We start from the raw sequence: 14,347 nt of genomic DNA, 5'->3' as shown, positions 1-14,347 counted from the left end.
TCAGGTTTGGGCTAGTGTGGGTATTTATGGGGTCCATTTCCATGCTTGTATCGGTGTATTCAATTTTGGACGCCATTTTAAGGGTTCACTTTGGAATCAGGTTATTGGATATTTTTTAGGAAGTGCCCCTAATAGGATCCACGGTGGAATTAACGCTGATTAGCATGGCAAAGCCAATAGCAATCTTCTTGATGACACACAGGGACTGCGTCAACACATACCTTGGGAGGCTGATCGAGGTCACCAATCAGCAAACCAGCCACACCAGTCAGTTTGCCTACGATGGACTATCCCGCCGGATCAGTGTTACCGAGACGGACAGCGGCGGCACGCCGGTGACCACCAAATTCCTCTGGTGCGGCGAGCGCATCTGCGAAGCGCGGGACAATAGAGACAACGTACTGGCCCGCTACTATGCCCAGGGTGAACGGCATGGCAGCACGATCGCCTATTATGCTCAGGATCAGATCGGCAGCGTAGTCGCCACAGTTGATCCGCAAGGGCAAATCACCTCACGGCTGAGATACGACAGTTACGGGACGCTCACAAGTTCGAGCGGCACCTTGCCGGACTACCGGTATGCCGGGTTGTACGTCCATCCGCAATCGGGCGTGTATCTGGCAACGTATCGGGCGTATGATCCGAAAACTGGACGCTGGCTGTCGCGGGATCCGATTCGGGAATTGGGTGGGATTAATCTTTATGGGTATGTCGAGGGGAATCCGCTGACTAAGGTGGATCCTTATGGGTTGTGGTCCCTTGAGGGTTCCTATTATAGGATTTGGGGGCTTTCCGTTGAGATTACAGGGGCAAACCATCGTGTTGATTCTGTTTCAGTGACGTTTGGAGTGGGGTTGGGCAAGGGGATTAGTTTTAACCCATGGGGTGGTCGTCCCGACTCTAAGGCAACGCCAGGAAGCAATAGTATTGGTGTGACAGCAGGAGGGGGCGTAAGTTATGGGCCTGTTTCAGCTGGTGCGGGGTGGAACTATGGTGGCACAGCTGATTGTAATAACAATTGGCATGAATATAAGGGGTTTGATCCGCTCTTTAATGGTTCAGCTGGGAGTGATGGCTGGGGATTCCATCTGGGAGGGGTGGGTCTTGAGGGTGATGTGCACGTTGGTGTACAGATAACTCGTAACTATTGATGGTGGGCGGAGTTTTATATCCATGTTAAAGCGTGAAAGCTGGCAATATTTTCGGATAATTGCGTTTTGCATAAGCTACTTGGCGGGGCTAGTTCTTCCTCGTCCAGTTAATTCTGATTACATGCATTCTTCAACCATGTTTTTTGCCCTTGAGCTCATAGCAATATCCATGACGATGGTATTTGCTCTAGTTTCTCTAAGGGTTCTACGGTCCGGTGCACATGATGAGCCGCTTCGATTGCCAAACGGGTGCGAGAATCCATTTGCTTCAGGCCAATTGCTATCTACTTATGATGCGGCCTCCGTAAATATTATGGGTTATGCACTAGGCTGCATGACCATGGAGCTTCTTGAAACCCCAGTAACGTACTATTGGCAGATTCCAATTTTGTTGGGAGCTGGAGTGTGGCTTGGAGTTAGGCTTTCTGTTTTTGTTTATAGGTCGGAAATAAGTAATAGGACAGATTAGATTCACTACTTCAGAGTCTTGGAATTTGTAGTGGTCAACTAAAACCGGACAGAAAGTTAAGTTTTTTCAGCAACTTTCATCTCTTCACTGATTTCATCAATCCGATTTGACGCTACATAATTGCCATGACTTCGCAGATGCATTGCGTAATGAGTATCGACAGCTTGGTGGTGGTACATGTCAGACGCCATTTGTGGGGGGGCGTATGCAACGCCGGGCCATAATAATTTGGAATTTCGCACCATATGCCCTGTTTTTTTCTTTTGGGTTCGCGGGGGTCTTTCTGGAGTATTACTTTGGAAAGACGTATTCGCTTATTACTACGAATTTAATGTGGTCGTATTTTGTACTCCCCTTGTTGTTGTGCGGGCTAAATCTTTCACAACTAAAAGAGAAAAAATTGCCAGCGAGAATACTGCTTGGTGTTGGTAGTGGGTTGTTGTTCTTAGTCGTTGGGTATCTTTTTATGATGCTGTTTGTGAAGGCAAGAATTGAACTTGGTTTAGGCATTTAATTTCGCGAATTCGATAAGGCCCGCAATCATAAAAGGGCAGAGTCATTGATTTGTAGCTTTGTGAAATGCTATTGATTTGCCAGCACCGCCACCGGTCGATGAGTGACCAATTAAGCTAGTGACAGCGCCGCCTTTACCGTCAACGAACTCAATCAGATCCATGGCGCGGGCTAGGCCGGCTACCAATACGATGCCAACGGCAACCTGATTGATGACGGCACGCAAACCTACACCTGGGATGCCGCCGACCGGCTTGTAACCATCACCAACCAGCAAACCGGCCACACCAGCCAGTTTGCCTACGATGGGCTATCCCGCCGGATCAGCGATACCGAGACGGACAGCGGCGGCACGCCAGTGACCACCAAATTCCTCTGGTGCGGCGAGCGCCTCTGCGAAGCAAGGGACAGCAGTGACACCGTGCTGGCCCGCTACTTCACTCAGGGCGAACTGCATGGCAGCACGATTGCCTACTATGCTCAGGATCAAGTCGGCAGCGTAGTCGCCACGGTTGATCCGCAAGGGCAGGTTACCGCAAGGCTGAGCTACGACAGCTACGGCAACATCATTCAGAGCAGCGGCACCTTGCCGGACTACCGGTATGCCGGGTTGTACGTCCATCCGCAATCGGGCCTGTATCTGGCAACCTATCGGGCGTATGATCCGAAGATTGGACGCTGGTTGTCGCGGGATCCGATTCGGGAATTGGGTGGGATTAATCTTTATGTCTATGTTTCAGGTAGGGTTCTACCCCGTTTCCACGGACGGTTGTAAAAAGTACAGTGGACCCATCCGTCAAGACAGAAATCAGTCTAATTTAAGCTGGTCTATCCGTCTTTCTCGCAACTGCATGGCGTTGCCCCATTCTTGCTAAATTTGTCCGCTATCCTTGCGCCGCCACCGACGGGAACAACGCGACTCGTTAACGGAAGCGATACAGGCAAAGGGACATTTCTACTTTGCAGACAAGGGGACTTTTCTATTTAGCGTTGACAAACCGTGACGATGCGCTTGTCATGTTATACAAAAAATTGTATATTTTCGCATGGCCGATTTAAAACCCGTCGAATTCCGAGGTAGTGCCCTTGATGATCTTCGTGCCTTCCCTTTTCCGGCAAGGCGTGAGGCAGGTCATCAGCTTGACCAAGTGCAGAATGGCCAAGATCCGGACGACTGGAAGCCCATGAGCAGCGTGGGCAAAGGTGTGAAAGAGATTCGGATTCGAGATGATGGTGGCGCGTTCCGGGTCATTTATGTGGCCAAGTTCGTCGATGCGATCTATGTGCTTCACTGCTTCCAGAAGAAGACGGAAAAGACCGCTAAGACCGATCTGGACTTAGCTGAAAAGCGTTACCGCGATTTGTTGAAGGAGTTAGGCCAATGAGCAACCAACGATTTGCCAGTGTCTGGGATGCCATCGAAGATACCCCAGAAGAAGCAGAAAACATGAAGCTGCGCTCAGTCTTGATGACGGCGCTGAAGAACCATATCACCCGTACCGAAATGAGCCAGGCGCAAGCGGCCAAGCTCCTTGGTGTCACTCAGCCGCGCGTCTCTGACCTGATGCGCGGCAAGATCAACCTGTTCGCCCTCGATGCGCTGGTGAATATGGCAACGGCTGCCGGGCTTCACATTGAAATGCGCGTGCTCGAAGCCGCCTGAATTTCTCGAAATCTCCAGTTAACGACGGGCGGCCTTACTCAGCTAAAAATCCGCCCAAGGAATTTTCATGCCCGATAAAGTATCGTAAATCTGTAAAAGCACAAATAAGGAAAGGCGTGCTTATCTGATTGTTTAAGTTGCACTGACGGTGTGAATTCGCCATGGTATTGGTTATGTTCTTGACCAATCGATGTGCAGAATCCCATTCATCCGATCCAACGCCCACCCCTGTTGCGTGGCGCTGTTTATGAAGGCTGAGTCTTACAGTCTGAGAACAGCTTTGATGCTGTTTATCCTGCTGCCTTTGGTGTTGCTCACGTCACTGGCAGGCTGGTATGGCCTGCAAGGTCTGGAGCGCCAGGTTAGATCGCGTATGCAAGAGGATATCGAATTGATCGCTCGGGCCATTCGCGTGCCGCTTAGTGATGCCATGGCACGGGGCCGTGAAGGCAGCGTCGCACGGACGCTGCGCTCAGCGCTTCAGATTAGCCGTGTTTATGGCGCTTATGTGTACGATGCCAACGGACATCAGATCGCCGCGACGGGCCCCCAAAGTCCAACCAAGCGCCGTAAGGCGGTGCAATTGGTAATGAAAGGCCAGCGTCAAGGGGAATTTGAACGCATCCATGGCAAACCATTTTTCTCCTATTTTGTTCCGCTAACCGATTCCGGAGGACGCATCACGGGATTGCTGCAAATCACCCGCAAGGGTATCGATTTTCAGGAGTACATCAGCGAGGTCCGCTATCAAGCCTTGGGGTTGCTTGCCTTCACTGCATTCTTGCTCGCGATTGTCATTTTTTACGGCCACCATCGTGCCTTCGGTCGTCCCATGCGTAATATCCGGGACAGCTTGGTTCTTGTGGGGCGGGGCGAGCGCCACCACCGTGTTCCGTTGCAAGGTCCCCGGGAGATTCAGGAATTGAGCTTGGGTATCAACACCATGCTTGACAAACTTGCCGAGCATGCCGATGTTCTCGCCGAGCAACAGGCGCTGCAGGAACAGCTTGCCCTTCGCCTGCGGCAATCGGAGAAGATGGCGGCCATTGGACGCCTCGCCGCCGGTGTCGCGCATGAACTCGGCACACCGCTGAGCGTCATTGACGGCAGAGCCCAGCGCGCTATGCGTTCTGTTGCGGATGCCTCTCTCGCTTCGGCTTTAGGTGACATACGTCGTGAAGTCGAGCGAGTGAGCTCGATCATTCGTCAACTGATGGATTTCAGCCGTAATAATCCGTTGCGCCGCCAGTCCGTGACCGGTGATCGCATGCTTCGCAGCGTGCTCGCGATGCTGAGCGACGAGTTCAACCGACACAAAATAGATTGCCGTATCGAAGCCGCCGGTCAATCCCCCTTTTTTCATGTTGATCGGCTGCGAATCGAGCAGGCACTCAGTAATGTTGTGCGAAATGCGTTACAGGCAGCTGATCGGCGGGTGCGCATTGGTTGGTTCGAGTCCCATGCAAACAAGGGGTTTGTTGTAGAAGACGATGGCCCCGGTGTGGATAGTGAATTAAGGCAGCGTATTTTTGAGCCTTTTTTTACCACTAAAGCAGTCAATGAGGGTACGGGCCTCGGTTTGGCGGTTGCCCATGCTGCTTTGGAGGCGCATGGAGGTTACATACAGATTGACCGCAGTCCCGATTTGGGAGGTGCACGCATGCGTATCGTATTGCCCGATCAGATGGAGGAAGTATGACCGAGACGCGAAAACTAGGTGAACGTGTTTTGATCGTTGAGGACAACGATGGTCTGTGCGGGCTGCTTGAAGAAGAATTATGTGATGCGGGCTATGTCGTCGGCACGGCCACCACCGCTGAGGCGGCTTGGGAGCAGCTGACCGGCGGGATGTGGGGGGTAGTGATCAGTGATTTGCGTCTTCCTGGCGCAGATGGGCTGACGCTTTTGCGTCAGGTGCAGCAATTAGCGCAGCCGCCCGCGTTCATCATGATCACCGCCTTTGGCCGTGTCGATCAAGCGGTCGCGGCGCTCAAGGAGGGTGCTGATGAATTTCTCGTTAAACCGGTTGATTTAGAGCACCTGTTGCTCTGCGTGCGCCGAGTGAGCGAGACCCGCCATCTGCGTCAAGAGTTGGCACGATTCCGCACCTTGTTCCAAGACAGTGACTTTCACGGCATGATCGGCCGCAGCCCGGCGATGCAAGTACTTTATGCAGAAATCAAGCAGATCGCTCGGGCTTCGGGGCCAGTGCTAATCACGGGGGAGAGTGGGGTTGGCAAGGAGTTGGTGGCGCGCGCGTTACACCAAGAAAGTGAGCGCATCAACGGTCCCTTGGTACCTGTTAATTGCGCGGGCATACCCGCCGAGCTTCTGGAAAGCGAGTTGTTTGGCCATGCTTCGGGTGCGTTTACCGGCGCGCAAAGGGCACGTCGCGGTCTAATCAGCGAGGCCGACGGCGGCACTTTATTGCTCGATGAAATCGGCGAGCTGCCAATGACGATGCAAGCCAAGCTGTTGCGCGTGCTCCAGGATCAGCGAGTCCGCCCGGTTGGATCGAATCAGGAGCAGTCTATCGACCTTCGCGTTATCGCCGCCACCAATCGCGATCTGGAAGCTGAAGTTGAAGCTGGCAGTTTTCGTGAGGATTTGTTTTACCGGCTTAACACCTTCACCTTGAAGGTGCCGCCATTGCGCGAGCGCGGTGATGACCTGACGGTATTGGCGGCACATTTTATTAATCGATTCAGTGCACAGTTGGGGCACCCGATCAATGGGCTTAATAATGAAGCCGTGCGTCTGTTGAACGCCTATTCGTTTCCCGGAAACATCCGCGAACTGGCTAACGCCATGGAACGGGCGGCTACCTTTTGCCCGGATTCGGAAATCTGTGCGGCTCATCTGCCCGAAACGATTCGGCAGGCCACTGGCACGGGACTCGATCCGGCACTGACGCAAGTTTTGTTGCCGCCGTCAGGTTTGCCGGCTCTGGATGAGATTGAGCTGCGCTACATTAATCACGTACTCACTCAAGTACGCGGTAATAAGCGCCGCGCCGCCACCATCTTGGGCATCAGCCGCCGTACGCTTTACCGGCGACTCGGCGAAGACGATGGCAATGTCGCTGATGGCGCATGAGTCATAATGACACATGATTTGTATGGGCTTGCCTCCGAGGCATGAGGAATAATATTTTATTAAACAGCAGGTTGTGAGTTTTTGACGTTCTGGCATAGCTCCTGCATTAGTTCCATTGCCTTACTGGCAATGAAATGAAAGGAGATTTTTATGCGACTTAAACACACATTAATGACGCTCACGCTGGGCGCAGGCGCGCTGTTGCTTTCCGCCGGTACCGTTTGGAGTGCGGAATATGGCACGCCGCCCAACGGACAGCAGCAGGGCGCGCAGCCACAGAACATGCCGCCCAATGCAAACCAAGCGCCCAAAATTGGCCCGCAAACAGTGCGGAAGTTCAAGCAGGCTTATGACAAGGTGGGTGCGATCGCGAAAGAGTATTCCCCGAAGATTCAAGCGACTCATGATCGTAGCAAGGCCCAATCCCTGCAGAAAGAGGCCCAGGGCAAAATGATCAATGCGGTGAAAGGTAGTGGCCTCAGCGTTACCAAGTACAACCAGATTGCGGCCATGATGCAGAGCAACCCGTCTCTACGCCAACAAATCATGGGTGACAAAGGCAGTAGTTAGCGCTGATGACTCAGCTCGGTAACCCGGTGCTGTGCTAAGGCCGACAGGTTCTGAAAACGAAATTCGTCGGCTTTTTTCCCTACCGCATTTAGCTTTGTGGATAAAAAAAGCCGGATCACCATGTGATCCGGCTTTATCAATAGCCTGAGTTGGGCTTTCCGTCTCTGGTTAACGCAAAGAGTTGTTCATCAAAAAGCGATGGATCGGACGATTCACGACCTGATGCCTTAGCCTATGAATGGCACCACCACGTAAACCCAATGTGTCCTCATTTCGTCTCGCGGCTTCTCAAGTATTCTGCAACCGCAGCTCGATCCCCGGCATCCGTGATGTAGAAGGGATGCTGAGCGCCTGAGCCTCGGGTCGGGTCGAGCAGTAGGTTCAGTGCGTCTGTGGTCGTGGCGCCACTGATCGACAGGTCATGCAGGAACTTGGTCTGCCCGTCCAGTCCAGCCAGTAACGGGACTGCAAACCCAACGGTATCGGCCCGCACACTGGCATTGAATACGGTCAGCTCGTTGTAGTAGCTCGGGTCTGGGCCGTTATCGGTGCTGATGATCACGTCACTCAGCGGGGCTTGGCGTTGGGCCAGTACCGTTGGGCTAAAGCTGGGGTACAGCTGAGCGAATGGCACGATGTCCGATGAGACCGGCGCAGAAGCACTCGCGGTGTGGCAGGTGGTGCAGTTCTGGTCGAACACCTGCTGTCCGCGAGATACCATGGCGGCATCCAAATTGGTCGGCGCACGTGGTGATTGCAGTTGGTCTGTGTATGCCGTTAGCGCCTCAAGTTTTGACTGGTCGACTTGATAGCCTAAAAAGCCCTTACCCGTCGCAGCCGATTGGACAAAGGGGTATTTGCCTTGCAAGCCGCTGTCGTCTAAAACTGCCACGTAGCGATTGTAGATCTCGTCACCCACACCACCGGCCAGACCTTCGAGAATTTGCTTGCCCGGTGCCGTGGCCAGGATGGTTGGGTCGAGCCCCAATACATAAACAATGTTGTTGAAATCGTTCAGATCCGTATCGAAACCCGAATGGCCCCAAGGTGCGGTAAGATCCGTGCGATAAAAGGGCGGAATTTCCGCAACATTATTCACGCCATCCGGGAAGGCATCAAAGCCATCGACGGGGTAATAACGTTTGCCTTGTGCATTGCTGCCGGTCAGGTAGGTGCGTACCTCAGTATTTGTGTCATCCTTGATGCCCGCATAGCCCGCCTGATTGGCTGCTGAAGCGCCACCAAGCGCAGCGAAGGCTAGTTGATACATGGGTAGGTACGCCCGCGGGTTGCCCGAAGCGGCGACAATGTTGCCGAAATCAAGCCCGTTGGCTGCAGGACCATCCACTTCCAGGCCGACGGAACCCGGCATTTTGGCAAATCCGGCGGGTACGACCGAGTTGTCGGTGCGCGCATGACACAGCGCGCAGGAGACACCCACCGAGTCACCTCGTGACAGGTCGAGCGTATCCTTGGGGTTGTAATTCGGGTCGCTGCCGAGCGGCTTGCGCTCGCCGTCCGCTGCAAAAGGTACGACGCCGATGACTGCACCTTCGTTGATCAGTGCCAAAGTCACAGCGGGATTATTGAGTACGGTGGTTTTCGGGTCTGCCCCCGCCTTGATCTTCGCCAGCGCGTCGGTCAGGGCCTTGGCAGTATCCGGGCTCAGGGCAGCTGCGTTGACATTCAGCCCCAGAGATAAGGCGCTCAGTGGCGTGACACCAGCCGCAGCGAGACCCTGCGGTAGTTGCATCGCTTGAGTCCAAAACCCTTGGTTGCCGAAGGTTTCGTAGCGAAAGGTTGTTTGACCAATCGTCAACTGTGGATTGGCTTGCGGCGGTGGATTTTCGGCGACCGGCGGTTGGTCATTGCTGCTGTTGCAGCCTGAAAGAACAACAACACTGGACAAGATCAGGCCACTGAGAATGGCGGTGGCTAATCGGTGACGTTTTGGGTCGGTTCGGTTATTCATGATTGAAAGCTCCTTGGGTACACGCGGTTGAAGAAGCGTCTGGCTCCAAGGTGTTTACGCGCTCCTCATCAATTCGGATGCGGGCAATCATGTGAAATTTTTATGACATGGAAAGGGCGGTTTAACCGCCTGTCACGCCACCAATTGAATTGAAAGGATACGACAAGATGGGTCCACTCCTAAGAAGTGGTCTGTCCGACCGATTAAACGCTCGGATAATCGTTAATGGATCGGAGTTGATGACACCTGTTCGATGGCACGTCTTTCTTGTCAGGGGTATCGGACCGAATAGGTTCGCCCACGACGTGTTGTTGAGAGCGGTTAGGTATGGGCGTGGTTATGGGTACAGCCGCCGCCGCAATGACCCATGGGGCTGGTGTGGTCTTCGTCATCGTCGTCCCGTTCGGTAAATCCGGCTGGGATGAGCGGGTGAATGCCGAGTTTGTCGAACAGGTCACGGTCGCGGTTCTGATCGGCGTTGTCGGTGGTCAGAAGTTTGTCGCCATAGAAGATGCTGTTCGCACCGGCGAAGAAGCACCAGGCTTGTGCTTCGTCGCTCATGCCTTCGCGTCCGGCGGAGAGACGCACGTGCGAGGTGGGCATGAGGATGCGGGCGACGGCGACGGTGCGGATGAACTCGATCGGATCGAGTGTGGGGATGTCCGCCATCGGCGTGCCGGGGATGCGCACCAGCATGTTGAGCGGCACCGATTCCGGCGCGCGGGGCAGGTTGGCCAGCGTGGCCAGAAACGAGGCGCGGTCCTCGCGTGATTCGCCCATGCCCAGAATGCCGCCGGAGCAGACGTTGATGCCGCTCTCGCGCACATGTTCCAGGGTGTCGAGCCGATCCTGAAAATTGCGCGTGGTGATGACTTCGCCGTAAAACTCAGGCGAGGTATCGATGTTGTGGTTGTAGTAATCGAGCCCGGCTTCCTTCAAGCGGCCTGCTTGTGGGGCGGTGAGCATGCCGAGGGTGACGCAGGCTTCCATACCCAGTTCTTTGACGACGCCAACCATGTTAATCACATTTTCCAGTTGCTTGTCGGTCGGGTTGCGCCAGGCGGCACCCATGCAAAATCGCGTGGCTCCGGCTTCGCGGGCACGCAGCGCAGATTCACGCACTTCCGATAACGGCAACAACCGTTCACGCTCCAGCCCGGTATCGTATTTCGAGCTTTGTGAACAATACGAGCAATCCTCAGGGCAGGCGCCGGTCTTGATGGAAAGCAGGGTGCTGATTTGAACGGCGTTGGCATCGAAATGTGCGCGGTGCGTTTCATGCGCACGAAACATCAGATCGTTGAACGGCAGGTCGAACAGGGCGAGAACTTGGGTCAGTTCCCATGGGGTAGTGGATGTTGACAAGGGCGGCCTCAATTACTGAATGACGTCATCGCTTGAGTTTTCACGCGGACGATTTATTGATCATCTTCAAAGGGTTGGTGTGGTTCGATGACGCAATCGAACCACGTGTCATGATTAATGCGGTATAGATCGTAAATGGTCCAAGGAATCAAAACCGTGGCCGCTATGGCCCAGATGACAAGGTAGTACTTGATGTTAACTGGAAAAAACACCGAAACGGCAAGGGCAGTACCAGCAACCCCGTAAAATCGATAGGCAGCCCGCTGGGTGTAATGGCCTACCTTTGGGTTGGGATGGTGTTTGTTCAGCGCGTAAATCAGCATGGACATTCCTGTCCAGAAAATCGCGAGTGGCAGTGGGACGAGAATGGCCACCAAGGTGCCGTAATTGAACCATTTGGCTGCGCGTCGAGAAGATGCGGCAGAAACGATTTTCCCTTCTTCTTCGTCTTCAATGGCGTGAATGAACTCGGTCATGGGAATAAGCTCCCTTAGTATTAATGCATGGGGTATAAATGTAGCATGAATCGACTGGCCGGACTAACGCGGTTTCTGGTGCCTGCGCCCTGCTACCTGTGCGGAACGGCAAGTGTGGCGGTCGATGGGTTGTGCGCCCGATGTGCCGACGATTTATCGACAGAAAACAGGGCGGTGCCGCACCGTTGTCCGCAATGTGCGATTCAGGTGAGTGAAGCCGGGCAACGGTGTGCTGCGTGCTTGCGGCATCCGCCGAGTTTCGATTTTTCGGTCGCGGGGCAGGATTTTAAGACCGCAAGCCGATTTCTGATTCATCAGTTCAAATACCGTAAGGATTCGGGCGTGCTCGATGCGTTGATGCGCGCACTTTTTTCTTCTATTGAACGAGCTTATCCCCAGCGACAGGATGACTCGAAAGACTGGCCAGATGTGTTGATCCCAATGCCCATTCATCCCGATCGGCGGCGGGTTCGTGGATTCAATCAGGCACGCTTGATTGCCGACCGGGTCGGAAATCGTTTTGATTTGCCCGTTCATGGAAAGGCGGTGATGCGTTCAGGGTCGAGTAAATCTCAAAGTGGGTTATCTGCCATTGATCGCCGAAAAAGCCTGAAAAACGCCTTCGAGGTAAGGGAGCATTTGCCTCAACATGTCGCGATTGTTGACGATGTGATGACGACGGGTAGCTCGGCCGATGCGCTGGCCTATGCCCTAAAACGGGCAGGGGTGGGGCGAGTCACCGTATGGGTGTTGGCGCGAACGCCCGCACCCGGTGATATTCCCCGTTGAAACTTGCCTGCTCCTGTTGTTTTTCAGCGGGTTTGCTGCTTGAGTGTCGTCCACCTTTGGGGTATCATCGCCGCCCTTATTTAGTATCGCTTTGAATGTTGCTTGGCCCATGATCATTACGGGCCGTTGTGGCGAAAGCGATCGAATCGAACAACCCACGAATTTTATGGGTAAAAACTCAAGGTATCACTCATGAAACCAGACATTCATCCTAACTATCGTCCTGTTGTGTTTCAGGATTTGGCATCCGATTTTTCAATGCTGACGCGTTCTACCATTCGCGCCAAAGAGACCATCAAGTGGACCGACGGCAAAGAATACCCGTTGGTGAAGGTTGAAGTCTCCTCTGCCAGCCACCCGTTCTACACCGGTAAGCGCATGGATTCCAGCACCGCCAAGCAAGTGGATAAATTCCGTAATCGTTACGGCAAGAAGTAATTCCGCGCGTCTCGACGCCATGTTCATCGCGCGTAAAAAGGCACCCCGCTTGATTTGGTTGGGTGCCTTTTTTCTTTGTCTTGCCGGCATATTTTCTCCATTCGTGTCGGCGGACGAGCAATGCCCACCGCCAAGAAACGCGATTTCCGCCACGGTGGCTTATGTCGATGACGGCGACACTGTTCGACTGACCAATGGCGATCGGGTGCGTCTGGCGGGTATAGATGCCCCCGAAGTGGCGCATCCTGCCTATGGTAATCGTGCGGCCAAACCGGCCGAACCCTTCGGTGATGCCAGCCGTCAGGCATTGATGGCGCTGTTGGCCACATCGCACAACCGCTTGCGTGTGCAGTATGGGCTTGAGCCCGAGGATCGTTACGGCCGCAAACTGGCCTATCTTTATCTCCCTGATGGTAAATCCATTCAGGCGGGTCTGGTCGCGCGGGGCTTGGCGATGGCGGTGTACATGCCGCCAAATCTTGCACTGGCCGATTGCCTGACTGCAATCGAGAAAACGGCCCGTGACCATCATGTCGGCATCTGGTCGAATAGCGAATATGATCCGGGTATAGCAACGGCTAGCGGCATACCGGATGACGTGCAAGGTGCGGCCATTGTGCGGGGCAAGGTGCTTTCGGTGCACCGAAGCCGCAAAAACGTATGGATCAATCTGGAAGGCCGGGTGGCATTGCAGATTTCAAGCCGTGCCTGGGATCAGTTCCGAGGCATTGATTTTGATCATTGGAAAGGGCGCGAACTGCGCGCGCGTGGCTGGCTGGTGCACACCAAAAGTCGCTATGAAGATTGGCGTATGCCGATTGAATCACCCCGCTCCATAAATCTGTTGGGGCGATAGGTCGGCGCGTACTCTTTTGAAAGTCAGCTTTGACCGTGTTCGGCCAGCCAGTCCCGCGGGCGAAGAAACTCACGATACAGTTCGGCTTCCAGGCTGTCTGGCGCGGGTGTCCAATCGTAACGCCAGCGTACTTCCGGCGGCATGGACATCAGAATCGATTCGGTGCGGCCGCCCGATTGCAGGCCAAACAGGGTGCCCCGGTCGTAGACGAGATTGAACTCCACATACCGGCCGCGCCGATAGAGCTGAAAGTCGCGTTCGCGTTCGCCGTAGGGCGTATCCTTGCGCTTTGCCACAATCGGCGTGTAGGCGGGCAGGTAATGGTCGCCCACCGAGCGCATCAGGCCAAAGGCCTGCTCGAAATCAATCTGTCCATCGGCACCGTAATCATCGAAGAATAAGCCGCCGACGCCGCGTGGCTCATTGCGATGTTTGAGCCAGAAATACTCATCGCACCATTGCTTGAAGCGCGGGTATAACTCATCGCCGAATGGCGTGCACGCTGCGCGGGATTGCTCATGCCAATGCACGGCATCTTCGGTAAAACCATAATAAGGCGTGAGATCAAAACCGCCGCCGAACCACCAGACGGGTTCAACACCCGGCTTCTGCGCCTGGAAAAAGCGTACATTGGCGTGTGAGGTGGGTGCGTACGGATTGCGCGGGTGAATGACCAGAGAAACGCCCAAGGCTTCGAAGCTGCCACCCGCGAGGTCGGGGCGATGCGCTGTAGCCGAAGGCGGTAGCTTCTGGCCGGTCACATGCGAAAAATTGATGCCTGCGCGTTCGAATACCTCGCCACCTTCCAGCACGCGACCACGCCCCATCCCGTTGAGCGCTTCTGTTTCTGGGCGTTGCCAGTCGTCCTGCAAAAAGCGGGCGGTGGATTCAAAGGCTTCAAGCCCGGATACGATTCGGTCCTGCAGGTCGATGAGATAGTCGCGAACGCGTTGAATGTCGGGCATGGTGATTTGTCTCGTGATGTGTAC

15 protein-coding genes are annotated in these 14,347 nt (G+C 54.3%); 10 read left to right on the top strand and 5 right to left on the bottom strand.

The genetic code is table 11. The features are described 5' to 3' along the window. The first annotated feature begins 143 nt into the window (after positions 1–143). Positions 144–1,151 carry an RHS repeat-associated core domain-containing protein gene (locus HNEAP_RS10480; RefSeq protein WP_012824955.1) on the top strand — a complete coding sequence of 336 codons (1,008 nt, stop codon included), beginning with the start codon at positions 144–146 and terminating at the stop codon, positions 1,149–1,151. A gap of 1,025 nt (positions 1,152–2,176) precedes the next feature. On the opposite strand, the gene HNEAP_RS13000 is transcribed toward HNEAP_RS10480, so the two are convergent. Then, positions 2,177–2,419 (bottom strand): hypothetical protein, encoded by a 243-nt coding sequence (locus HNEAP_RS13000; RefSeq protein WP_041600434.1) that lies wholly within the window; start codon positions 2,417–2,419, stop codon positions 2,177–2,179. Here HNEAP_RS13000 and HNEAP_RS10465 point away from each other — a divergent pair. The 6 genes from HNEAP_RS10465 to HNEAP_RS10440 all read left to right on the top strand — a co-directional run bounded on the left by HNEAP_RS10465 (position 2,339) and on the right by HNEAP_RS10440 (position 7,462). Further along, positions 2,339–2,908, top strand: a complete 570-nt coding sequence (locus HNEAP_RS10465; RefSeq protein WP_473234626.1) for an RHS repeat-associated core domain-containing protein — start codon at positions 2,339–2,341, stop codon at positions 2,906–2,908. The genes HNEAP_RS13000 and HNEAP_RS10465 overlap by 81 nt on opposite strands. Before the next feature lie 271 nt (positions 2,909–3,179). Continuing rightward, complete coding sequence (locus HNEAP_RS10460; RefSeq protein ID WP_012824953.1) at positions 3,180–3,518, top strand: type II toxin-antitoxin system RelE/ParE family toxin; 339 nt, start codon at positions 3,180–3,182, stop codon at positions 3,516–3,518. After that, entirely contained in the window at positions 3,515–3,796 is a 282-nt protein-coding gene (locus HNEAP_RS10455) for a helix-turn-helix domain-containing protein (protein WP_012824952.1), read from the top strand. Before HNEAP_RS10460 ends, HNEAP_RS10455 begins: the two co-directional genes overlap by 4 nt. A gap of 247 nt (positions 3,797–4,043) precedes the next feature. After that, positions 4,044–5,495, top strand: a complete 1,452-nt coding sequence (locus HNEAP_RS10450) for a sensor histidine kinase (protein WP_012824951.1) — start codon at positions 4,044–4,046, stop codon at positions 5,493–5,495. After that, positions 5,492–6,892: a sigma-54-dependent transcriptional regulator gene (locus HNEAP_RS10445; protein WP_012824950.1), complete on the top strand. Its 1,401-nt coding sequence runs from the start codon at positions 5,492–5,494 to the stop codon at positions 6,890–6,892. The genes HNEAP_RS10450 and HNEAP_RS10445 overlap by 4 nt, the downstream gene beginning before the upstream one ends. Before the next feature lie 150 nt (positions 6,893–7,042). Then, positions 7,043–7,462, top strand: coding sequence for a DUF4168 domain-containing protein (locus HNEAP_RS10440; protein WP_012824949.1), 420 nt, complete (start codon positions 7,043–7,045; stop codon positions 7,460–7,462). Between the two features lie 268 nt (positions 7,463–7,730). Here HNEAP_RS10440 and HNEAP_RS10435 read toward each other — a convergent pair whose 3' ends face one another. The 3 genes from HNEAP_RS10435 to HNEAP_RS10425 all read right to left on the bottom strand — a co-directional run bounded on the left by HNEAP_RS10435 (position 7,731) and on the right by HNEAP_RS10425 (position 11,275). Then, positions 7,731–9,434, bottom strand: coding sequence for a cytochrome c family protein (locus tag HNEAP_RS10435; RefSeq protein ID WP_012824948.1), 1,704 nt, complete (start codon positions 9,432–9,434; stop codon positions 7,731–7,733). Positions 9,435–9,755: 321 nt separating this feature from the next. Continuing rightward, positions 9,756–10,799 carry a biotin synthase BioB gene (bioB, locus tag HNEAP_RS10430; protein ID WP_012824947.1) on the bottom strand — a complete coding sequence of 348 codons (1,044 nt, stop codon included), beginning with the start codon at positions 10,797–10,799 and terminating at the stop codon, positions 9,756–9,758. A 53-nt stretch (positions 10,800–10,852) separates the two neighbouring features. Further along, positions 10,853–11,275, bottom strand: coding sequence for a hypothetical protein (locus HNEAP_RS10425; RefSeq protein ID WP_012824946.1), 423 nt, complete (start codon positions 11,273–11,275; stop codon positions 10,853–10,855). 45 nt (positions 11,276–11,320) lie between these two features. Here HNEAP_RS10425 and HNEAP_RS10420 point away from each other — a divergent pair, with 45 nt between their 5' ends. The 3 genes from HNEAP_RS10420 (at position 11,321) to HNEAP_RS10410 (ending at position 13,358) form a co-directional block, all read left to right on the top strand. Continuing rightward, positions 11,321–12,064, top strand: a complete 744-nt coding sequence (locus tag HNEAP_RS10420; protein WP_012824945.1) for a ComF family protein — start codon at positions 11,321–11,323, stop codon at positions 12,062–12,064. Positions 12,065–12,256: 192 nt separating this feature from the next. Next, on the top strand, positions 12,257–12,502 hold the full coding sequence (locus tag HNEAP_RS10415; protein WP_012824944.1) for a type B 50S ribosomal protein L31: 246 nt from the start codon (positions 12,257–12,259) through the stop codon (positions 12,500–12,502). A gap of 49 nt (positions 12,503–12,551) precedes the next feature. Continuing rightward, positions 12,552–13,358: a thermonuclease family protein gene (locus HNEAP_RS10410; protein WP_166635997.1), complete on the top strand. Its 807-nt coding sequence runs from the start codon at positions 12,552–12,554 to the stop codon at positions 13,356–13,358. Positions 13,359–13,381: 23 nt separating this feature from the next. On the opposite strand, the gene hemF is transcribed toward HNEAP_RS10410, so the two are convergent. After that, positions 13,382–14,323 carry an oxygen-dependent coproporphyrinogen oxidase gene (hemF, locus tag HNEAP_RS10405; protein WP_012824942.1) on the bottom strand — a complete coding sequence of 314 codons (942 nt, stop codon included), beginning with the start codon at positions 14,321–14,323 and terminating at the stop codon, positions 13,382–13,384. Positions 14,324–14,347: the final 24 nt, after the last annotated feature.

The sequence above is a fragment of the Halothiobacillus neapolitanus c2 genome (assembly GCF_000024765.1).
GTDB lineage: Bacteria > Pseudomonadota > Gammaproteobacteria > Halothiobacillales > Halothiobacillaceae > Halothiobacillus > Halothiobacillus neapolitanus.
This window is presented reverse-complemented; position numbering and strand designations above follow the sequence as displayed.